The 21,907-nt window shown below is 66.4% G+C and carries 16 protein-coding genes, 1 tRNA gene, 1 other RNA gene and 1 pseudogene; 9 read left to right on the top strand and 10 right to left on the bottom strand.

Features of this window, described 5'->3' with window-relative positions:
* Positions 1-16 precede the first annotated feature (16 nt).
* The 5 genes from G6N36_RS19655 to G6N36_RS19635 form a co-directional block, all read right to left on the bottom strand.
* Positions 17-1,975, bottom strand: coding sequence for a heavy metal translocating P-type ATPase (locus G6N36_RS19655; protein WP_014210458.1), 1,959 nt, complete (start codon positions 1,973-1,975; stop codon positions 17-19).
* Positions 1,972-2,355 carry an ArsR/SmtB family transcription factor gene (locus G6N36_RS19650; protein WP_014210459.1) on the bottom strand — a complete coding sequence of 128 codons (384 nt, stop codon included), beginning with the start codon at positions 2,353-2,355 and terminating at the stop codon, positions 1,972-1,974. The genes G6N36_RS19655 and G6N36_RS19650 overlap by 4 nt, the downstream gene beginning before the upstream one ends.
* Positions 2,356-2,466: 111 nt before the next feature.
* Positions 2,467-3,540, bottom strand: coding sequence for an ATP-dependent DNA ligase (locus G6N36_RS19645; protein ID WP_014210460.1), 1,074 nt, complete (start codon positions 3,538-3,540; stop codon positions 2,467-2,469).
* A 4-nt stretch (positions 3,541-3,544) separates the two neighbouring features.
* Positions 3,545-6,058: a tyrosine-type recombinase/integrase gene (locus tag G6N36_RS19640; RefSeq protein ID WP_235690112.1), complete on the bottom strand. Its 2,514-nt coding sequence runs from the start codon at positions 6,056-6,058 to the stop codon at positions 3,545-3,547.
* Positions 6,055-7,221, bottom strand: a complete 1,167-nt coding sequence (locus G6N36_RS19635) for a tyrosine-type recombinase/integrase (protein WP_014210462.1) — start codon at positions 7,219-7,221, stop codon at positions 6,055-6,057. Before G6N36_RS19635 ends, G6N36_RS19640 begins: the two co-directional genes overlap by 4 nt.
* Here G6N36_RS19635 and G6N36_RS19630 point away from each other — a divergent pair.
* From G6N36_RS19630 to G6N36_RS19620, 3 genes and pseudogenes are all read left to right on the top strand, one after another.
* Positions 7,166-8,217 (top strand): annotated as a pseudogene (locus G6N36_RS19630) (ATP-dependent DNA ligase). The gene G6N36_RS19635 and the pseudogene G6N36_RS19630 sit on opposite strands and share 56 nt — an antisense overlap.
* A complete protein-coding gene (ligD, locus tag G6N36_RS19625) occupies positions 8,217-9,275 on the top strand; it encodes a non-homologous end-joining DNA ligase (protein WP_163688553.1) in 1,059 nt (352 codons plus the stop codon). The pseudogene G6N36_RS19630 and the gene ligD overlap by 1 nt, the downstream one beginning before the upstream one ends.
* An 86-nt stretch (positions 9,276-9,361) precedes the next feature.
* Positions 9,362-10,090: a cutinase family protein gene (locus tag G6N36_RS19620; RefSeq protein ID WP_163688552.1), complete on the top strand. Its 729-nt coding sequence runs from the start codon at positions 9,362-9,364 to the stop codon at positions 10,088-10,090.
* Here G6N36_RS19620 and G6N36_RS19615 read toward each other — a convergent pair.
* Positions 10,087-12,303: a serine/threonine-protein kinase gene (locus G6N36_RS19615; protein WP_163688551.1), complete on the bottom strand. Its 2,217-nt coding sequence runs from the start codon at positions 12,301-12,303 to the stop codon at positions 10,087-10,089. The two genes, G6N36_RS19620 and G6N36_RS19615, sit on opposite strands and share 4 nt — an antisense overlap.
* 527 nt (positions 12,304-12,830) lie before the next feature.
* On the opposite strand from G6N36_RS19615, the gene G6N36_RS29915 reads away from it, so the two are divergent.
* From G6N36_RS29915 to lipL, 3 genes are read left to right on the top strand one after another with little or no spacing between them, the layout of a single operon-like run.
* Positions 12,831-14,720, top strand: a complete 1,890-nt coding sequence (locus tag G6N36_RS29915; RefSeq protein ID WP_235690111.1) for a hypothetical protein — start codon at positions 12,831-12,833, stop codon at positions 14,718-14,720.
* 58 nt (positions 14,721-14,778) lie between these two features.
* On the top strand, positions 14,779-15,234 hold the full coding sequence (locus G6N36_RS19605; RefSeq protein ID WP_163688550.1) for a hypothetical protein: 456 nt from the start codon (positions 14,779-14,781) through the stop codon (positions 15,232-15,234).
* 51 nt (positions 15,235-15,285) lie between these two features.
* The gene (gene lipL / locus G6N36_RS19600) at positions 15,286-16,566 is read left to right on the top strand and encodes an esterase/beta-lactamase LipL (RefSeq protein WP_163688549.1); all 1,281 of its coding nucleotides are present in this window, start codon (positions 15,286-15,288) and stop codon (positions 16,564-16,566) included.
* On the opposite strand, the gene G6N36_RS19595 is transcribed toward lipL, so the two are convergent.
* Positions 16,563-17,630 carry an NAD(P)H-dependent amine dehydrogenase family protein gene (locus tag G6N36_RS19595; RefSeq protein WP_163688548.1) on the bottom strand — a complete coding sequence of 356 codons (1,068 nt, stop codon included), beginning with the start codon at positions 17,628-17,630 and terminating at the stop codon, positions 16,563-16,565. The two genes, lipL and G6N36_RS19595, sit on opposite strands and share 4 nt — an antisense overlap.
* Positions 17,631-17,708: 78 nt before the next feature.
* Between G6N36_RS19595 and G6N36_RS19590 the strand changes: the two genes are divergently transcribed.
* Positions 17,709-18,377 carry a TetR/AcrR family transcriptional regulator gene (locus tag G6N36_RS19590; RefSeq protein WP_163688547.1) on the top strand — a complete coding sequence of 223 codons (669 nt, stop codon included), beginning with the start codon at positions 17,709-17,711 and terminating at the stop codon, positions 18,375-18,377.
* A gap of 9 nt (positions 18,378-18,386) precedes the next feature.
* Here the strand turns inward: G6N36_RS19590 and G6N36_RS19585 are convergent, their stop codons facing one another.
* From G6N36_RS19585 to G6N36_RS19575, 3 genes are all read right to left on the bottom strand, one after another.
* Complete coding sequence (locus G6N36_RS19585; protein WP_163688546.1) at positions 18,387-19,412, bottom strand: S1C family serine protease; 1,026 nt, start codon at positions 19,410-19,412, stop codon at positions 18,387-18,389.
* A 28-nt stretch (positions 19,413-19,440) separates the two neighbouring features.
* Positions 19,441-20,235, bottom strand: coding sequence for a lipid uptake coordinator LucA (locus G6N36_RS19580; RefSeq protein ID WP_163688545.1), 795 nt, complete (start codon positions 20,233-20,235; stop codon positions 19,441-19,443).
* Positions 20,236-20,308: 73 nt separating this feature from the next.
* Positions 20,309-20,394 (bottom strand) — tRNA-Ser (locus tag G6N36_RS19575).
* A 68-nt stretch (positions 20,395-20,462) separates the two neighbouring features.
* Here G6N36_RS19575 and ffs point away from each other — a divergent pair.
* Both ffs and G6N36_RS19565 read left to right on the top strand, forming a co-directional pair.
* An RNA gene (ffs, locus tag G6N36_RS19570) (signal recognition particle sRNA small type) lies at positions 20,463-20,559 on the top strand.
* A 37-nt stretch (positions 20,560-20,596) separates the two neighbouring features.
* Positions 20,597-21,874 carry an aspartate aminotransferase type Ic gene (locus tag G6N36_RS19565; RefSeq protein ID WP_163688544.1) on the top strand — a complete coding sequence of 426 codons (1,278 nt, stop codon included), beginning with the start codon at positions 20,597-20,599 and terminating at the stop codon, positions 21,872-21,874.
* Positions 21,875-21,907: the final 33 nt, after the last annotated feature.

Raw genomic sequence — 21,907 nt, 5'->3', positions numbered from 1 at the left:
GGACAACTCCCGCCGATCATGAAGGCGCCGCTGCTGTGTGGGCTGTTGCTGGTTGGTCGGCCGGTGCAAGGGGCAGGGGCTTGGCGCGGCCGGCGCGCACACCGTTGGCGATGACGACGACCTCGGCCAGCTCGTGGACCAGCACGACGGCGGCCAGACCGAGCACACCGAGCAGCGCCAGCGGTATCAACACGATGATCAGCGCAAGTGACAGGCCGACGTTTTGCAGCATGATCCGTCGGGCGCGGCGGGCGTGGCTGAATGCCTGCGGCAGGTGGCGCAGGTCTTCACCCATCAATGCCACGTCGGCGGTCTCGATGGCTACGTCGGTGCCCATCGCCCCCATCGCGATACCGAGGTCGGCGGTGGCCAGGGCGGGGGCGTCGTTGATCCCGTCGCCGACCATGGCTGTGTTGCGCTGGGCACGCAGCTCTTCGATGAGCCGCGCCTTGTCCTCGGGACGTAGCTCGGCGTGCACATCGTCGATACCGACATCTTTGGCGAGCGCGGCGGCGGTGGTGTGATTGTCGCCGGTGAGCATCGCGATGTGGTAGCCGTCGCGGCGCAGCTGGGCGACGACCTCGGCCGCCTCGGGACGGAGTTCGTCGCGCACGGCGATCGCGCCGACTGTTTGGCCGTTGTCTTCGACGAGCACGGCGGTGGCGCCGGCCTGCTGCATCCGTACCACGGCATCCGCCAACGCGCCCGCATCGAGCCACCCGGGGCGGCCCAGGCGAATCGTGTTGCCGTCGCGGCGGCCGGTGAGCCCGGCGCCGGTCACCGCCTGCACGTCAGTAGCCGGGGTGACCTCGTTGACGGCGGCCAGGATCGCCGCGGCCAGCGGGTGTTCACTGCGCGCTTCCAGCGCTGCGGCCAGATCGAGCACCTGCTCGCGAGTGGCGCCGTGGGTGGTGGCCACCTCGATGACAGCGGGCCGATTGGCGGTCAGGGTGCCGGTCTTGTCCAGGGCGACGCCGCGCACCGCGCCGAGCGCCTCCAGCGCGGCCCCACCCTTGACCAGCGCACCGAGCTTGCTGGCCGCACCGATCGCGGCGACCACGGTCACGGGCACCGAGATCGCCAACGCGCACGGCGAGGCCGCGACCAGTACCACCAGAGCACGTTCGATCCACACGGCCGGATCGCCGAGCAGGCTGCCGATCACTGCAATCAGGGCCGCGGCGATCATCACCCCGGGCACCAGCGGTTTGGCGATGCGGTCGGCCAATCGCTGAGAGGCGCCCTTGCGAGACTGTTCGGCCTCCACAATCTTCACGATGCGGGCCAGCGAGTTGTCCTCGGAGGTGGTGGTGACCTCGACCTCCAGCACGCCGGTGCCGTTGATCGAGCCGGCGAACACCTCGTGGCCCGGTTCGGCTTCCACGGGCACCGACTCACCAGTGATGGCCGAGACATCCAGCGCGGTGCGGCCGTTCCGGATGATGCCGTCGGTGGCGATCCGCTCGCCGGGCTTGACTAGCATTCGGTCGCCGACACGCAATTCACTTGAGGACACGACCATCTCGGTGTCGTCTCGCAGAACGGTGGCCTGGTCAGGCACCAGCGACAGCAGGGCGCGCAGTCCGCGACGGGTGCGGGCCAGCGAATACTCTTCCAAACCCTCGCTGATCGAGAACAGGAACGCCAGCATCGCGGCTTCGCCGACTTCGCCGAGGAGCACCGCGCCCACAGCGGCGATGGTCATCAACGTGCCCACCCCGATTCTGCCTTTGGCCAGACGCTTGAGCGTGGACGGCACAAAGGTATAGGCGCCGACAACCAAGGCGAGCGCTTCCAACGTGAGCACGACCGTCGGCGGCGCACCTGCCCCGCCGGCGATCAACTCGGCCAGCAGGAACACGCCCGCGACGGCCGCGAACTGCAGTTCCCGAACCTGCCACAGGGATTCGGCCTGCTCCTCGGACTGCTCGCTGACGTCGGCCTCGTCTCCGCCGCAACCGCAGGTGTTACTCATTTCTTGGTCACCGTCGCTTTCTTCGTCGCATCGGCTCCGTAGATAGAGCACAGCACCACCTGGTTGCCGGTCGCGGCCAGCAGCGATTCCGCCGACGCGAGCAGATCCATCAGCTCGGGGCGAGTCAGGGAGTAGAACATCTGCCGGCCTTCCGGGCGCCCGGTGACCAGGCCGCACTCGCGTAGGCAGGCCAGATGCGCCGACACAGTCGACTGCGCAGTGCCCAACACCCTGGTCAGATCCACCACCCGGGCCTCCCCTTCGGTGAGGCGCTGCAGGATCGCCAACCGGGTGGGATCCGATAGGCCGCGAAACAGCGCTGCCGCCGGCGCCAGATCCGCGGCCGATGGGGAAGTAGCCCGTCCTTTTGTCATCGCCATTCAACGATGATAGCCGCAAACGCCTATCAATCGCCAGGGGTCGCTGGGCTCACTCGTCCGATGTCAAAACAAAGTCGCTGCAGAGTCCCATGCCGACGGCGCGACGGCGTCTTAGGCCCTTGAGCCGAGGCCGGGGATGATGTCGTCGAGCCGGAAGACAACTGGTTGTTCGAGTTGGGCGTAGGTGCACGAGCGTGGGTCGCGGTCGGGCCGCCAGCGGTTGAATTGCGCAGTGTGGCGGAACCGGTCGCCTTCCGTGTGGTCGTAGCGGACCTCGACGACCCTCTCGGGTCGCAGCGGGACGAACGAGAGATCCTTGCCGGCGTTCCAGCGGGAGCTTTCGTTCTTGCGGGGTGTGCGGTCACCGGCTTCGTGGGCGGCCCAGTTCCACGGATGGTCATCGAATGCGGTTATCAGCGGCTGCATTTCGGTGAACAGCTGGCGGCGCTTGGTCATCGGGAACGCGCCGATCACGCCGACGGAGGCGAGGGTGCCGTCGTCGGTGTAGAGCCCGAGCAGCAGGGAGCCGATCGCGTCCTGGCTGGCCTTGTGCACCCGGTAACCGGCGATGACGCAGTCGGCGGTCCGCTGGTGCTTGATCTTGAACATGACCCGCTTGTCGGGTTGATAGGTGGCCGTCAGGGGCTTGGCGACGACGCCATCGAGACCCGCCCCCTCGAACTCTTCGAACCACCGATGCGCCGTCGTGAGATCCGTCGTCGCAGGAGTTAGGTGAACCGAGGGCCCGGAGTCGGCCAAGGCCGTGACGAGTGCGGCGCGCCGCTCGGTGAACGGTTTCCCGGTGTAGTCATCGTCGCCCAAGGCGAGTAGATCGAACGCTACGAAGGACGCAGGGGTCTGCTTGGCGAGCATCCGTACTCGCGAATCGGCGGGGTGGATGCGTTGTTGCAGTGCTTCGAAATCCAGCTCGTGGTTGGTGGCGATGATGATCTCGCCGTCGATCACGCAACGCTCGGGCAGTTCGGCGGTGACGGCGGCGACCAGTTCGGGGAAGTACCGTGTCAGGGGCCGCTCGTTGCGGCTACCCAGTTCGACTTCGTCGCCGTCGCGGAAGCAGATCGATCGGAAGCCGTCCCACTTCGGTTCATAGGAGGCACCAGAGGGGATTGTCGGCACCGACTTGGCCAGCATTGGCGAGACCGGCGGCATGACGGGAAGCTTCATCGTCTCATTGTGGTCTCTGCTCGGCGAACGGGTTGCCGCCGTGTGAAAGTCGTTGCTGGGCCTCGGATTGGCGGACGCGCAGATGCTTGATGCTTTCTTCGAGGGCGGCGACCTCGCCGAGCCATGCTCGGTCCTTTGCTTCGACGAGGCGCTGCTCGGCGTTCTCGGTCATCTCGTTGATGCGGCCCAACTGGGCGGGGTCGACGCGCAGGAACCGGCATCGGGTACACGCGTGTTCGTGGACGCAGGGTGTGCCGTAGGGGCGGTGGCACTCGCCGAGGGCAACGCGGCGCAGTAGGAAGTGCTCTTCGAAATCGGCCCATTCGTCGTCGTCGGCGACTGTCGCCTCCTCGAATGGGCGCAGTTGGCGGCGACGTTCGATGAACGCCTGATGGGCGGTGACGATCTGCTCGGGGAACACGGCGGTGTAGCCGCGGGTGGTGTCGAGGTTGAGATGTCCGAGTAGCGCTGCGGCGATGTGCAGCGGCAGACCGTTGTTGACGGCATCGGTGGCGAACAGTCGGCGGAAGTCGTGCGGGGTGAAGTGCACCGGTCGACCGGCATCGGTGAGCCCGGCGATCGTGGCGAGGTGGACCAGAATCTGGCGCACGTAGTGCCGTCCCAGCACTTCGTGACGGGTACCCAGAGGGCGTGCGAACAGGTGCGGGAACGGTTCGCTGTGGACCTTGTCGTTGGTGTCGTAGGCGATCGACAGCGGCACGTGATCCTTGCCGGCCTTGGCGCGGCGCAAAACCTCCAACAGCACTCCGACCAGTTCCGGAGTCATCGGGATCAGCCGCTCGCAATCGGTCTTGGACGGCACGATGTGGAGCAAGGGCACCAGCGTGGCCGTTGTGGAGGCGGTGTAGTGCCGCAGCGATAATTGGGTCAGTTCAAGAAGTTCCTCGATGCGAATGCCGGTGTGACGCAGTGTCTCCACGAGCGCCCAACCCCAGAAGCCCTCCTCTTCGAGCGCGGTTACGTCGATGCGCTCGGCACTGCCTCGGATCCATCCCGGCCGCTGCTGTCCGGGTGCCAGGTGCGCCCAAATCCGGGCGCGGGCGTCGCCGTCGCGCCGCAAGGGTGGGCAGTGCCGAAGGAAGGTGAAGCCGTCGATGACGAATTCCTGGTCGTGCGTGCAGGTCAAGGCACGCTGCAGAAGCGTTGCGGTGCGGTCCTTATGCGCTGTAGCCGCAGCCAGGAGTGCCGGCAGCAGCGGGGTAAGCATGCGGGTGCGATCCTGCATGGAGGCCTTCTGGCGGCGTTTCTGCTTGGCCGCCGCGCGACTGAGCGCCCGCGGTACTGGGCACGGCGCGACCCAGACACCCCAGCGGACGGGGTCGTCGTGCGACCACTCGGCCAGGTCGCGGTACATGCCGCGGATGGCGAACAGGATCGAGTGCACTTCGCGTCGCGGGCGGCCGTCGAGGGTCATCGCCAACCGTTCCCGCCACGCCGTCACCACCTCGGCCGAGATCGCCAGGTCCTTTTGGTCCGGATTGATCTGCAGGATCTCCCACCAGAACAATCGGGCCAGGCGGTAGGCAAGTCCCTCCAGCGAGCTGTAGTCCATGTTGGGCTGTAGCTCCTCGAGGTAGCCCACGAGGAGGTCGCGCACTCCTGAGGCGGGGATGCCGTATCGATCGACTAGCGTCGCAGCGCTGTGTTGGCGTGTGTTGCCTCGCGCCGACCACGTCGCCCGCAGCGTAGGCGCCTCCTCGGCCAAGGGGCCCAGGGCGACCAACAGCTCCCAGATGAGGTGTTCGCGGCGCTGTCGCCCCGAGGTGCGCACCACGTCGGCGTAGAACAGCAGATCGTCGCCGCACAGTTGTCCGATGTTCTTCCCGGTGCGGATCATCACCCGCGCCAATGCCTTTTCGGCGTCGTCCTGGTATTTGGGCACCGCGTCCCGGTAGGCGGGCAGCGTACGCAACCGTTCCAAGTCCGGCCCGCCATTGCTGTCGAGGAACCTGCCGAGGGCTACCCGCTGCTTGGAATCCAACAGCCAACTGTAGGACGGCCGCAGTGCGCGTACGCGCAGTAGCGCATTGAGGGCCTTGAGCGTGGGTGACCAATGGTCGTAGTGCGGCAACGCATCATGCTCGATCCAGGTGCGCGGAGCGGCGTCGTAACCGCTGGCCAGCCACCGCTCCTCCCACGTCTGCCCTGAATATTGAGCCAGGACACCCAGCAGGGCCTGCGTTCCCCGAACCATCGGCTGAAGCTGCTGGGGTGGCAGCGTCCGGTGGCGCTCGGTTACGACGTCGCACAACTCAGTGATGGTGAGATGCTGCATCGTCACACCGCGGGCGCCCTCTGGCGGTGATGGGGGCGCGTGGTTGGCGTCGTAGCCCCACAGGGGCCGGGCCAGGCCGGCGGGGCCGAACCGGCTGTCTGCTGGGATCGCTTGCAGATGCGGTGAATCAGGCCGTGACAGCAGCTGGACCTGTGGGCTCATCGCCCGCCGCGTCGCGGCGGCCTGCCGGCGTTGCGGTGATCGGATGTCCTCAGCGCTCAATTCGGCAGCCCCAACAGTTCTCGGACCGCTGCGGGGTCGTAGGCAGGTTCGATCGTCGATGCTTCGATCTTCGGTCGGGCGTGATGCTCAAGGACCTTGCCGATCAAATCTTCCAGGCGAGGCTGGGTGTAGATCTGAGTGGTCGTCACGCTGGCATGCCGCAGGACGGTTTGCACGTCGACCAGCGTGAACGCGGGGTCGGCCAGCATCCGCGCGGCGGCGGTGTGGCGGAAGTCGTGCAACGACCAGTTCGCGCCCAAGCTGGCGTTGGCGCGGCGCAGCACCGCGCGCATTGCGTGGTAGTTCAGCGGTGCAGGCTGAGAGCGTCGGGTCCACCACACCGGACCACCCGGCTCGATCGGCGGGCGTCCAGCCAAATACAGCGCCAGCCATACGAATGAGTCCACTGAGGCCGGAACGGTCTCCCGCATGCGGCTGCCCTTGCTGGTGACCGTGATTGTGTAGCGGCCGGCATCCAGATCACCGTGACGCAAACCGAGCAGCTCCGATGCCCGCACACCCGAGGACAGATAGAAACTCACTAACGCTCGATCGCGGTGGCTGCGCAACGCGTTAAACAGCGCTGCGGCGGCGTCATCGGGGATCGCCCGCCACACCGGCCGTGGGGTCTTCTGCCGGTAGTTGGCGCGCCGAAAGATAGCGAAGTCTTCCATCGGGTTGTGGTGCGCATGCGGTCGGCCACCTTGCCTAGCACGTTGTGCAGGAACGGGATTCACCAGCGGACCCAGATCGACGGCACAGGCGTGGTCATAAAACCCGAATAAGACTGACAGCTGATGGTTGATGGTGCGGGGGGCGTACTTGCCGGACAACTCCGCCTTGCCGGTCACTGCGTTCACCGACCCCGGTGGCGGCCCATCCGGTCGTCGGCGAAGACGTTGCGGATTGGGCGCCGCCCGCAAGTGCTCGACGAACGCGCGGACATCTACGCGCTCGGCTCGCTCCCAACTGATCAGGCGGTCATGCAGGAAACGGAACCACCGCAGAAGGTCGAACGCGTAACTTCGAACTGTGAGTGGACTGCAATCAGACGCCGCCAGTTCGCGAAGGTATGACGTCGCCCCGGGATGCTCGGCATCGGGGAAGATCACCCGCCACGGCAACCCGCTCGGCGCCGACTCCACCCGACCCACCTCGCCCATAGCCGGATCCTCCGCCCGCCGCAGCCACTCCATCGGAAGGCTCGCCGAAGTTCAGTCAACTAGACGGGCGCTGGTGTTCCGCGATGGCGACGAGGTGATTCTGCTGTCGCGCAGCGGCAAGGACCTGGGGCGGTACTTCCCGGAAATGGTGGCTGCACTGCGCGACGAACTGGCGCCGCGCTGTGTGCTCGACGGCGAGGTCGTCGTCCCCCGGGAGATCGACGGCCGAATGCGGCTGGACTGGGAATCGCTGTCTCAGCGCATCCATCCGGCCGCATCAAAATGCTGTCCGAACAGACACCCGCGCACTTCATCGGCTTCGACGCACTCGCCACCGGTGACGCATCGCTGCTCAAGGAGCCCTTCCGGGTGCGCCGCAAGGCGCTGGTCGATGCGGTGACGGAAAAGCGATGGTGCCACGTCACGCGAACCACCGAGGAGCCGGAGCAGGGGGCGCAGTGGCTCGAGACCTTCGAGGGTGCAGGTCTCGACGGAATCATCGCCAAACGGCTCGACGGCCCGTATATGCCAGGGAAACGTGAGATGGTGAAGGTCAAGCACGCCCGTGACGCCGACTGCGTGGCCATCGGATACCGGATCCACAAGAGCGGTGAGGGTCTCGGGTCGATCCTGCTCGGTCTCTACCGTGACGACGGTGACCTGCAGATGGTCGGTGGCGCAGCGTCGTTCAGTGTCAAGGACCGGATCAAGCTGCTCGCCGATCTCGAGCCGCTACGCGAAGGCGACGAGGTGCGCGAAGGTGACCCCAGCCGCTGGAATTCCGCGGCGGACAAGCGCTGGATCCCGGTGCGGCCGGAGAAGGTCTGTGAGGTTGCCTACGACCAGATGGAGGGAAACACATTACACGGCAAGAGGTTTCGGCATGCCGTCAAGTTCGTCCGCTGGCGGCCTGACCGCGAGCCGTCGAGCTGCACCTTCGACCAGCTCGACGTGCCTCTGAACTACGATCTCTACGACGTGCTGGAGTCGACGTAATGGCAACGCCTGCAGAAGAAATCGACGTCGACGGCGTCAAGGTCCGGTTGACAAACCGGGACAAGCCGTACTTCCCGAAGTTGGGTAAGAACGGCACCAAGGGCAAGCTCTTCGACTACTACCTGGCCGTCGCCTCGGGTCCGATGCTGGCGGCACTGCGAGACCGGCCCACGCATCTGCAGCGCTTTCCCGACGGCATCGACGGCGAGGAGATCTATCAGAAGCGGGTGCCGCAGAAGCACCCCGATTATCTGGAAACGTGCACCGTGACGTTCCCGTCGGGGCGAACGGCCGACGCGCTCAAGGTGACTCACCCGTCGGCGATTGCGTGGGCCGCGCAGATGGGCACCGTCACGTTGCATCCGTGGCAGGTGCGCTGCCCCGACACCGAACATCCGGACGAGCTGCGCATCGATCTCGATCCGCAGCCCGGCACCGCGTTCAAGGAGGCCCGTGAGGTCGCCGTGGACGTGTTGAAGCCGCTGCTCGACGAACTCGGGCTGGTGGGCTATCCGAAGACCTCGGGCGGTCGCGGCGTGCACATCTTCCTGCGGATCAAACCGGACTGGGACTTCATCGCGGTGCGACGCGCGGGCATCGCGTTGGCCAGGGAGGTGGAGCGGCGGGCACCGAAAGCGGTGACGACGTCGTGGTGGAAAGAGGAACGCGGGAAACGGATCTTCATCGACTACAACCAGAACGCCCGCGACCGCACCTTCGCGTCGGCGTACTCGGCGCGCAAGACTCCGATCGCGACGGTGTCGACGCCGCTGACGTGGGACGAACTACGCGGCGCTGACCCCGACGACTACACCATCTCGACGGTGCCCGGTTTCGTTGCGGGACGGCCTGATCCGTGGGCGGACATTGACAAGACGGCACAGTCACTCGAGCCGCTGCTCGAGATGGTCAAGGCTGACGAGGAGGAGCGGGGGCTCGGCGATATGCCTTACCCGCCGAGCTACCCGAAGATGCCGGGCGAGCCGCCCCGGGTGCAGCCGAGCAAGAAGGTGGCCGCCAACTGGGATGAGGACGGCAATCCGGTGAAGAGCGACTGATCCGGTTCCTTGCTGTAGATGGCGTGGCAAGCGGTCGCTAGGCCGATTCGTCCGCACGTGTTGAATTGCCTGGCTACCATCGATAAATGGCAAACGACGCGGCACAACCGCGCAACATCTCTGTCCGGCTACTCGTCGCAATGTTAGCTGTCGTCGCTATGTCGTTCGCGCCCAATGGAATTCACACTGCAGCAGCCCAGGGCTGTCCCGACATCGAGGTGATCTTCGCCCGCGGCACCAACGATCCGCCCGGCATCGGCCTCGTCGGCCAGGGATTCGTCGACGCCCTGCGCGCCAAGGTCGTCCCCAGAACCGTCGGCGTGTACGCGGTGAACTACGCCGCCACCTTCAACTTCCTCCGCGCCGCCGATGGCGCCACCGACGCGAACAATCACGCCCAGTTCATGGCCAACACCTGCCCGGACACCAAGCTCGTCCTGGGCGGATTTTCTCAAGGCGCGGCGGTCATCGACCTGATGCTGGGCGTCGCCCCGAACGTCTCGGCCATCTCCGGCATGAGTGCAATTCCAGGGCTGAATGCCATCCCCGGTCTGGACCTCAACGCTCTCGCCAGGCCGATGCCGCCCGACGTGGCGAACCGCGTCGCCGCTGTCGCGGTGTTCGGCAATCCACTCGGCAGGGTGATGGGCCCGCTGAACGTCCTCAGTCCCGCGTTCGGCGCCAGGACCATCGACCTGTGCAACCCCCAGGATCCGATCTGCGACACCGGCGACCTGAGCAACCGGGCCCCGCACCACCAGTACGTCCCCGGAATGACCGATCAGGCAGCGAGCTTCGTCGCCGGACTGGTCTAATCCCCGGTGCGCTCGACCCGGGAGTCGAAGTCGCTGTCGAACGGGCACGCGCCGGTGACCGTGTAATGACCATTTCCGGTGAGCAAGGTGATCGGATTCTGCGCGGGCGTTGGCAGGGGGTACTGCAGGGTGATCTCGCGGCGGGCGGCGCCACCCTTCTCACACGTCGAGTCCGAGATCCTGTTCGCCAAGACGAACTGATTCTTGGCGAAGGTGAGGATCTTGGCGCTGTCCGGGTTGGCCCAGTAGCTCAGGCAGCGGTCGCCGGTTCGAAGGCAGTACGTCGTGATGTCGAAGCTCACGTCGGCGCTGCGGTTGCCGTCCTTGTAGGTGTCGATCTCCTGATAGCGCCCGTACAGCGCCTCTGCGGGCGAGGCCACCCGGGCGGGCAGGGTTGCGGGGTCGACGACCGAGACACCGCTCTGCAAATCTCCCGTCCGCGTGAACGTCACCGGTCGGTTGCTGGCGCAGTTGGGGTCCGTCGACCGGACGATGAACTCGCCCTCGAGCGACCCGTCGGGCTGTGACTGCAGCGACATCGTCTCCCAGACCTCCGTCGACGCGGCACTCCCGCACTTGCCCTCTTTCGTGTTCACCGCCTCCCAGCGACCGTCCACCTCGTCGAGCACCAATGCCGTTGCGGCCGTGACAGATCCATCCACCTTGGTCGCGCTCGCCAAGCACGTCTCATTGCCGTCTTCGCACGCCGACTTGATCACCCACGTCTCATTGCCGCCCGAAGCATTCTGAAACGGCTGTCCGTTGGGCTGGGTTGGCGCGCCGAACGTGGCTGCGAACGTGCCGTTGGGTCCCGCGCCCGGTGGTGGTGCACCGCTGCCGGGCGCGGATTCCTCATCACCGCCGAGCACCACGAGGATCGTGCCGACGGCGGCGAAGATCATCACGAGGGCGATGGGAACGACAATCGCCGTGCGCTTGTACCAGGGCCACGGCGCATCGTCGTCGGCCCGCTGCCGGCCGGCATCGGACTGCGCCGGGGGAGCCTGCGCCGGTTGAGCCTGGGTGGGAGCGGCGGCACTTTCGTCCAGCGGCGCCGGTGCGCCGAGGTGCGTGGGTGCCCACGCCTGGGCGACATGGTCGGGCGTCCCGGCCTGGGTCGGCGCCCAACCGGGTTGGGCGGGTTGCGCTGTCGTCGGCGCCCACGCCTTCTCGCCCTGCTCGGCCGGGCGTGCCTGGGTCGCATCCGCGGCAGGCGTCGGATCGGCCGCCGGTCGGGCCTGTGTCGCATCGGCGGCTGGTTCCAGTTGTTCAGTCCGCCGGGGATTCTCCTTGTGCCAGTGCTTCTCGGTGTCTTCGTCTTGGAAGCCCTTGGTCGGCGCTAGTGGTGCTGTCCCGGGTGTCGTCTGACGCGAACCCGGTTTCGTCCGCTGGGTCCGGCCGCCGTTGGCGATCGCCGCCTGTGCCGCGCGGGCCATCTCCGTCGTCGTGGGGTAGCGGTCCTCGGGATCCTTGGCCATTCCGGCGGCGATCACCGCGTCCAGTTCGGGTGACACGTCCTTCCGCTTGATCGACGGACGCGGTGGCGGGGAGGTGAGGTGGCCGGCGATCTGCTGCTCCACGCTCTCGCCCGGGAACGGCCGACTAGACGTCAGGCATTCGTAAAGCACACAGGTCAACGCGTAGATGTCGGAACGTGTATCGCTTTGCCCGGTGGTGAACCGTTCGGGCGCCATGTACGGCCACGTGCCGACCACGTTGCCGGTGGCCGTCAGCTTTGTCTCGCCGGCCGCGCGCGCGATGCCGAAATCGATCAGATAGGAGAAATCGTCCTCGGCGACGAGGATGTTGGACGGCTTCACGTCACGGTGCACGAGCCCGATTTTGTGGGCGGCGTTGAGCGCCGACGCAATCTGCTCGATGATCTTCACCGCCCGCACGGGCTCCATCGGTCCAGCGGCGAGGACGTGCTCCAGGTCCTGGCCCTCGATCAGCCGCATGTCCACATAAAGCCGACCCTCGATCTCACCGAAGTTGTGAATGGGGACGACGTGCGGGTTGTTCAGACCGGCCGCGGCGAAGGCCTCGTGCCGGAACCGCTCCTCGAAGACGGGGTCGGCAGCAAGCTGCGCCGGCAGCACCTTCACGGCCACGACGCGGCGGGTCGCGGTGTCAAACGCCTTCCACACCTCACCCATGCCGCCGCGGCCGATCAACTCAACGAGCCGGTACCTGCCGAAGGGCGTGCCCTCCACTACGCCTCCTGGAAACTGCGGAAAACCAGCACGTTCACACTCTTCACGATCGGGCTGTCACCCGGTCCCGTATTAGAGATTGAAGCGGCAGCGGGTATACCGCAACCCACTGGATGTGATCGGTTCCGCAAGTGTCTTTCCTCCGCCGCTGCGCGGGCCTGGTGCGTAGATGAACTATCCGTTGGGAAGGCAAATCAACCCACCTGTGTGGGCGGTTGTTCCGGGTAAGGATGCCATCCGCTTTCGAAATTTGCTGTTTTCGGTGAATGTGTGGCGTTGCGGGCCGCTGACTGCGAGAATTCTCCGATCTGGCGCTTTCGGGGGAAACGCCAGCTTGAAGGGGGTGCTCGATGATGAGGATTCGCCGGTCCAGCGCAGGGCTGTCGATGGTCGTCGCACTGCCCGCCTTTGTTGCCGATACCGCTGTCTGGCACGCTCCGCCGGCCATCTGATTGAGGAACGACCATGCAAGATCCGACTGGACTCACAGGTGTCCAAGAAAGATCCAAGAACAACGACCGAGGCTCATGCCATTCAGCAAGCCACCTGAGCAGGAGCACATCGTCATGAGCATCAAGAACTTCGCTACCAAACCCAGAGCGGTCCGCGGCCTGGCTGTCACCCTGGCGTCGGTCGTAACCGTCTCGTCGGCGGCGTTGAGCATCGGTGCGGTCCCCGCGCTCGCCCAGCCGACTGACGAGACAACGGTGGTGGACACTCCGTTCTACGCGCCGCCCGTTGTCGAAGCGCCGCCGGTTGTGGAGGCCCCCCCGGTTGTCGAGGCGCCGGTTGTGGATGCCCCCCCGGTTGTGGAGGCACCGCCGGTTGTTGAGGCTCCCCCGGTTGTGGAGGCTCCCCCGGTTGTGACCGAGGAGGAGCCGCCGGCGGTCACGGAGGACACACCCCCGGTGACCAACCCGGATGCAGGGACCGGAGGATCGACCGGCACCGAGGGGACCGGTGGCACGACCGGCACCGAAGGGACCGGTGGCACGACGGGTACCGAGGGGACCGGTGGCACGACGGGTACCGAGGGGACCGGTGGCACGACGGGTACCGAGGGGACCGGTGGCACGACGGGCACCGAGGGGACCGGTGGCACGACGGGCACCGAGGGGACCGGTGGCACGACGGGCACCGAGGGGACCGGTGGCACGACGGGCACCGAGGGAACCGGTGGCACGACGGGCACCGAGGGAACCGGTGGCACGACGGGCACCGAGGGAACCGGTGGCACGACGGGCACCGAGGGCACAGGTGGTACGACGGGCACCGAGGGCACAGGTGGCACGACGGGCACCGAGGGGACCGGTGGCACGACGGGCACCGAGGGGGCCGGTGGCACTGAAGGAACCGAGGGGACCGAGGGGACCGGTGGCACTGAAGGAACCGAGGGGACCGAGGGAACCGGTGGCACTGAAGGAACCGGTGGCACTGAGGGCACGGAGGGAACGACCGGAGACCCGGTCAATAATCCCGCCGGTGGGACGGTCGTAACGGACGGCGAGGCGGCGGAACCAAACACGCCTGCCGAGCCGGTTCAGACGCAAGCCTCCCCGCAGGACATCGAAGCCGCGAAGACCGCGCCTCCCGTCGACGTGAATCCTCCGCCCGCTCCTGAGGCCGAGGTCGAGGAGTTGCATGACCTCGTGCTGACCGGTGAAGTCAAGACCGGTGGCCCGCTTACGCCCGAGGCGTCCATCAAGGTCGAGGCCAAGGTTGCGCAATGGCAACCCGACTGGGTGCAGTACGACAAGTACTACCGGCCGTTGATCTTCAATCCCTATCCCGAGCCCATGAAGGTGGTCTACGACGTCGGCGGCCAGCCGCGGATCGTGATCATCGAACCGTTCGGCCGGGTGGTCACCGAGGTGCGGGAAGCGGGTTCGTACAACTTCTCGGCAATACGCCTGAACGCGTTCGGAATCCCCATCGAACTCGCCGTCGGCAACTTCTTCGGCGGCGGTTACGTCCCCGGACCGGGACAGCCACCGCCACCGCCGCCGCCGCCGGTGCGGACCCTCACCGACGTCCCGGTTCAGGTCCAGTACACCAACGCGACCTATGCACCGATGGTGGTCAAGCGGGTCGTCGACGTGGGTCCCGATCCGACCAACAACAACCTCCACAAGGTCCTTCTCGACGGCGTGACGCCTGCGTGGGGTGAGTGGAAGAACAACGAGGCTGGTGTGCCGCAGTTCGTGGTCAACGAGACGCAGAGCTTCCCCGGCATGGAAGCCCCTGGGGAAGGACCGCTGCCCGGAAACTACGACCTGAAACTGGTGAGCGACGAGAAGCCCACCGGGTTGGGCGGCACCGACTTCCTGCTCATCGCAGGGGCTGCCCTGGTTGCGGTCGTCGCGATCGGTGCGATCGTCATGACGGTCTTCGGCAAGCGACGACGGGCGGGGCTCTGACGCGGCGCCGGCGCGCGGCAGAAATGCCGCGCGCACACGCGCCAGGTTGAGTAGGCGCATGCAGGTTTCATCGACAGTGCGGAAGTGGTCCGCGGGGCTGGCGTTGTTCGCGATCGTCGCGAGCGGCGTCGGCCTCGCGGTCGTTTTGATCGTCGGCAGTATGTCCGCGCCCAAGCCGTCGGAGCGGGCGGTGGCACCGCGCACGACGCTTGCACCACCGCAGCCGAAGGTGCCGACTCCCGTCGAGTTCGCCCTCAGGGTGATCGTCACCGATCAGACCTGTGTGCCCGACGCCGCGTGCAGTTACAAGTACACGATCGAGCCGAAATACATTGGCCTGCATCCGTTGCCGGAAACCCCGTTCACGGTGTTCTACGAGGTTCTCGGAGGGAACGCGCCGCAGCAGGGCGAGTTCACCGTGCACAACGACCAGGCACAGATCCGCAAGGACGTCATCCTCGAGGGGCCACCGGGCGCGCAGCTGAAGGCACACGTCATGAGCGTGGCCGGCTGAATATTGCGGTTCTGCGCCCACGGCGACGGCTACCGACGCATTGTTAGCGCTATGACAAAGGCGTCAACGCTGCGGGCCGGGGAGGGCTTGCCGCGCAGCGTCCAGGGCGCCGCAGATCCGCGCTTCGCAAACGTCATGCGGATCTTCGCCGGACTGTTCCCGGGTCGCCGCTTCGGCGGCGGTGCGCTGGCGGTCTACATCGACGGCAAGCCGGTTGTCGACGTGTGGACAGGTTGGGCGGACAGAGTAGGTCAGGTGGCCTGGACGGCCGATACGGGGGCGATGGTGTTCTCGGCGACCAAAGGGGTCGCGGCGATGGTCATCCACCGCCTCGTCGATCGTGGGCTGCTGTCCTACGACGAGCCCGTTGCGACTTACTGGCCCGAATTCGGTGCCAGCGGAAAAGAAGACATCACCGTGCGCGACGTTCTACGCCACCGCGCCGGGCTGGCACACCTCAAGGGCGTGACCAAGGACGAAGTGCTCGATCACCTGCTGATGGAAGAGCGGCTCGCCGCGGCACCGTCCGATCGACAGCGGGGCTGGCCCGCCTACCACGCGCTCACGTACGGCTGGATTCTCTCGGGTCTGGCCCGGGCAGTGACGGGTAAGGGCATGCGTGAGCTCATCCGTATGGAAGTCGCGCAACCACTCAACACCGACGGGTTGCATCTCGGACGCCCGCCGGCGGGCTCGCCCACCAAGGTGGCGCAGATCCTGGCGCCGCAGGGCAGCCGCGCTAATCCGCTGCTCGATTTCGTCGCGCCGAAGGTGGCCGGACTGCCGCTGTCGGGCGCGCTGGGCGCGATGTACTTTCCAGGTATCAAATCCCTTGTGCAGGGCGATATCCCGTTCCTGGACAGCGAGGTTCCTGCGGCCAACGGCGTGGTGACGGCACGTGGCCTAGCCAGGATGTATGCCGCGGTCGCCAACGGCGGCAGCATCGACGGCGTCGAACTCCTGTCACCCGAGCTGACGCAGGGACTCATCGGAAACCCGAAGCCGTGGCCGGATCTGAACGTCGGCGTGCCGATGCCGTTCCATCTCGGCTATCACGAATCGCCGGTCCCCGGTCTGCTCAAGGGTTTCGGCCACTTCGGTCTCGGTGGGACGCTCGGCTGGGCCGATCCGGGGTCCGGCAGCGCGTTCGCGTTCGTCCACGATCGGCTGCTTACCCCGATGCTCTTCGATATGGGAGCGTTCGCGGGACTGGCCCGGCCCTTGCGCAACGCCATCACCGCCGCCCGGCACAACGGTCCCATAGTCGTGCCCAAATACGGTGCGCGCTATAGGGAGTCGGCTGCGCAAAAGAAAGTTGCGGGCCGCAGCTAAGGCGTCGGAACGACGCCGTGTGCCTGCGGCAGCGGTAGATCGTTGTAGGTGGCGATGCCCGGTGCTGCCGCGACGACTGCGCCGATGGCGTGGATCGGCGGCATCGCCGTCATGATGTGTCCGAGCACGAAGAAGTCCTCCAGAGTCTTCGCGTTCTCGATCATGTCGGGCGGTGGAAGGAAACCGACCTGCATATTGACCGTCGGCCGCCCGTCGATGTTGATCTTCCACCCATCGCCGTCGAGCTGCCAGTCCGGATCCAGCGTCTGCCCCTTTTTCCACCGAACGTTGATGTCGATCACGGTCTTGCCGTTGGCGATTCCCTGCCAGCTGGCGTATACACCGGCGACGTGCCCGGCTTTGATGGTCCACGAGGCCATCGGGAGATCCTCTGTGGTCTGGGCGTATTCGGATACACATTTGATCTCGTCCAACTCGATGCCGACGGCATCGGCGACCAACTGCACGGCTTCGGCGAACACCGCCGTGCCCTTCTCGGCCATCGGCAGTAGATCGGGATCGTCGATCTTCTTGTCGAAGCCGACGGGCCGCTCGGTGTCGGGCGAGTCGTAGAGGGTGGTGTCGGCGGACTCGGCGATGGTGATCTTGTCGACCCGGTCGCATGCGGTGGTGGCCACGATGGCGAGCAACTCGGCGAACCCGGGGCTGACGCCCGACCCGAACAGCGTGGATCCGCCTCGCTGGCAGGCATCTTCGAGTCTGGCGCGGCCGTCGCCGAGGTTTTGGCCGGTGATGAAGGACGCGGAGGCGACGACATTCACCCCGGCCTCGAGGATGCGGACCAGTTCGTCGACGTCGATCCACATCGGGTTGTACACCACGACGTCGGGCTTCAGAGCCAGCAACTCGTCCACGTCATTGGTGGCCTTGACCCCCAACGGTTCGATGCCGGCCAATTCGCCCGCGTCGCGTCCCGCCTTGTCCTTCGACCACGCGTAAAGTCCGACGAGTTCGTAGTTCGGGTTCTTTGCGATCGCCTCGACCGAGCTCTTTCCGACATTTCCCGTCGTCCACTGAACGACCCGGTATGGAGTGTTTGGCACCCGCTCAGCATAGGGCCGGCCGGCGCGGCGGAAAAGGCTTTTTTACCGACCGGCGAAAAATAATCTAGGGTGACCGCCATGAGCGGGCGAACCAGGGGGCGTCCACCGCGGATCAGCCGGGATCAGATCGTCGCCGCGGCCCGAAGCGTCGCGGCCGGGGATCTGACCATGCAGGCGGTCGCCAATGCGCTCGGAGTGAGCCGCAAGGCGCTGCACTACTACGTCGGCGACCGTGCAGGCCTGCTGACCCTGATGGTGCTCGACCAGTTCGAGCGGGAACTCGCGCCCGTCGAGCTGCCCACAGACGACGACTGGCCGGTCACGCTGCGGGCATACGCCATGGCCTTCCGCGACGGGCTCATCCGGGTGGGCATCCAGGATTCCGTGACCGACTTCTCGCAGCTCGGCGGCCTCAGCACGGTGGCGGCGTTGGCGTTGGCCGACCGCGTCCTCGACGCGCTGCTGTCGGCGGGACTGGATCCCGACAGCGCGCGGCACGGTCTCACCGCCGCGTCGAACATCGCGCAATCGGCCGCGCAGACCGTGCTCGCACAGACCGGCTCCGGCGTCCACCGTCACCGTGCGGAAACGACGGCGGCGCTGCTGCGTGAACCGCAGGACACCTACCCAGCGCTGCGCCGAGTACTCGAATCGGCGCCAGCCACCGAACACGACGCGCAAACCCAGTTCGATTTCGAACTCGGCTTGGTGATCGCCGGTCTGGAGCGGATTCTGAAACGGTTGTGAGGCAACGCTTTAATTCGGAGTGAGCGCGACCTTCCCCGTGCGCAGCTGGCCGCTTCCGTCAATCCACGTGAGATCGATGACGTCGCCGGGGTAGTGGCGATCGAGCACATACGTCAGATCGGTGGCCGAACCCAGCGCCGTGCCGTCCAGATTCGTGAGGATGTCGCCGGGGACCAACCCGGCCTGGTCGGCGGGGCCGCCCCTCAGGACGTCGGCGACGAGCACCCCCGGGGCGTCCGATGGAGTAGTGCGCACACCGACGCCGAGCAGCACCGGCGGGCCGATATGCACCGAGGCGGATGCCGCGCCCGCGCGGATCTGATTGGCGATCGCCATGGCGTCGTTGATGGGGATGGCGAAGCCCTTGCCGCCCGGACCCATCCGGAAGTTCACCGATGCTGCCGTCGTGACCCCGACGACCTGGCCTGCTCCGTTCACGACGGGGCCGCCGGAATCCCCGGCGACCACCGGTGCCGCGAACTCGATCAGCCCGGTCAATTCGTCCTTGCTGCCGGTGAGTGTGTCTTCAGCGTTGACCGTGCGGCCGAAGCCGGTGACGGTGCCCACTTCCTGGGTCAGTGGCGCGTTGCTGCCTTGCGCGTTGCCGAGGGCGACGACAGGCTCCCCCTCTACCAGCAAACCGGAGTCGCCGATCGGTGCGACTGGCAACCCACTGGCACCCAGTAGCTGGAGAACCGCGATGTCGCGACGACGGTCGTAGCCGACCAGTTCGGCGGGAAACGCGCGGCCGGCGACGCCGACGGTGATGCGGTCGGCCCCGCCGACCACATGGAAATTGGTCAGCACCTGACCGTTCGGATCGAGCACGATGCCCGCACCGTTTCCGATCGCGCTCTGGTAGTAGATCTCGGTGTCGATTCGTGCCACCGCCGGCTCGACGACGCGGGCCGCGGCGACCGGATCCCCGGGCGCGGCCCCTGACTTAGCCGGGTGCACTGGTGCCACCAGCGCCAAGACCGCGATGAGTGCGGTCAACAGGGTCGCGCAGGAGCGACGCGTACGGATTATGCGCATCAGCACATTCTGCCCGAAAACGAAATCTTTAATCTTCGACCGCGACGCCGCCACGCAGGCGCCGACGTCGACGCCGCGTGGGCTCCGCCTTCTCGGACGTGCCGTTAGCAGGGGATTTGCCGTTCGCCTTCCCGGTATCCGGCGCGTTTTCGTCGGCCTTGTCTGCTTCGTCGGCCGGAGGCTCGGGCTCGGTTGCGGTCGATTCGGGCGCTTCGGCCTCAGCGGTGACCTCAGCAGGCTTGTCGTCGGAGTCCTCTTCGGACGTCTCCGCTTCGGACGTCTCGTCTGCTGTCGTGTCGTCTGCTGTCGTCTCGTCCGCGGACTCCGTGTCCTCAGCGTCCTTCTTGCGGCTGCGGCGCGGCCTCGGCGTCTTGGGCTTCAGCGGTTTCGGCGGCGGTGGTGGCAGCTCGGCGACATCGGCCAGGTAGAACGAGAAAATTCCCAGCAGCGCGATCGCGGCGGCGGCACCGTAGATCCCGAACAGCCACTGACCCGCGTCGTCCAGCGAGAGCCAGATCTCGCTGATCGCCGCGCCGAGGACCAACACACCGGCGAGGATGTGCAGCACGATCGACGCCGTCCGCAGCCGCAGGGCCAGCAGCGGCGTGCGGAGCTCCGGCCGTCGCGTGCGTAGCAGCGTGAAGACCACCGGCAGCGCGGCCAAGCCGATCAGCACGCCGGTGACGATGCGCATCACGGTGCCGAGGGTGTGCGACGTCGTGCCCATCAGTTCCCACCAGCGCGGCAGGACGAAGGCGAAAAAAAGGGCCGCGGCAACACACGAGAACGAGGCGTGCCACAAGACCGCGACCCAGCGCCGCATACTCCTCCTCGAGGTTGGTTGGCCCGGGGTGCGACCAGGTCAATTCCTATGTGGTCGCACCCCGGCCAAAGCGCGGAGGATAGGGGATTTGAACCCCTGAGGGCTATTAACCCAACCCGCGTTCCAGGCGAGCGCCATAGGCCACTAGGCGAATCCTCCGCCGGTCATGGTAGCCGACCGCGCTGATGCGCCCGTCGAGTCACATGTGCGCCGGGTATTAGACTCCGTGCTGGACCCCGCGCGGCGTCCATCCTGTGAACTCCCCCAGGGCCGGAAGGCAGCAAGGGTCAATGGGCTCTGGCGGGTGCGCGGGGTCCCCCTCTTTTCCCGGGGTCCACCCGCTCCCAGTGAAAGGCGCCTCGTGTCGTTTCAGTCGCTCGGCCCTGCGGAACTTCGCGCACAGCACGAGTTGCAGACGCGCAATTACGCCGACCTCAAGGCCAAGGGTCTCAAGTTGGATCTGACCAGGGGTAAGCCCTCGGCCGCCCAGCTCGACCTGTCCAACGGCCTGCTGAACCTTCCCGGCCAGGCCGACTTCAAGGACGGCGACGGCACCGACACACGCAACTACGGCGGCCTGCACGGGCTGCCGGAGCTGCGGGCCATCTTCGGCGAGATACTCGGGATCGGGGTGCCGAACCTGATCGCCGGCAACAACGCGAGCCTCGAGTTCATGCACGACGTCGTGACGTTCTCGATGCTGCACGGCGGCGTCGATTCGCCGCGGCCCTGGAAGGATGAGCCGCACGTCAAATTCCTCTGCCCGGCGCCCGGCTACGACCGGCACTTCGCGATCACCGAGACCCTGGGCATCGAGATGATCACCGTGCCCATGCACGAGGACGGCCCCGACGTCGACCTGATCGAGGAGCTGGTCGCTGTCGACCCGGGCATCAAGGGCATGTGGTGTGTTCCGGTGTACTCGAACCCGACCGGCGTGACCTTTTCGTGGGAGAAGGTGCGGCGGCTGGTTCAAATGCGCACCGCTGCCAACGATTTCCGGCTGATGTGGGACAACGCGTACGCGGTGCACACGTTGACCCACGATTTCGCGCAGAACATCGACGTCCTGGGACTGGCCGAGGCGGCGGGGAATCCGAACCGGCCGCTGGTCTTCGCGTCGACGTCGAAGATCACGTTCGCCGGTGCCGGGGTGAGCTTCTTTGGGGGCTCGCTGGGAAACATCGCGTGGTATCTGCAGTACGCGGGCAAGAAGTCGATCGGGCCGGACAAGGTGAACCAGCTGCGGCATCTGCGGTTCTTCGGCGACGCCGACGGCGTGCGGCTGCAGATGCGGCGTCATCAGGAACTGCTGGCGCCCAAGTTCGCCACGGTGCTGGAGATCCTGGCCGACCGGCTCGGCGAGTCCAAGATCGCGTCGTGGACCGAGCCGAAGGGCGGCTACTTCGTGAGCCTGGATGTGCTGCCGGGCACCGCGCGCCGCACCATCGCGCTTGCCAAGGATGCAGGTATAGCGGTCACGGAGGCCGGCGCCACCTTTCCGTACCGAAAAGATCCGGAGGACAAGAACATTCGGATCGCGCCGTCATTCCCGCCGCTGCCCGAGTTGCGCGAGGCGATGGACGGCCTGGCGACCTGCGCGCTGCTCTCGGCCACCGAAGCGTTGCTGAAGGACTGAAGTGTTCATCCGGCCCGGTTTTCGTCACAGTCG

Origin of the sequence: Mycolicibacterium gadium, assembly GCF_010728925.1 — a bacterium.
Taxonomy (GTDB): domain Bacteria; phylum Actinomycetota; class Actinomycetes; order Mycobacteriales; family Mycobacteriaceae; genus Mycobacterium; species Mycobacterium gadium.
This window is presented reverse-complemented; position numbering and strand designations above follow the sequence as displayed.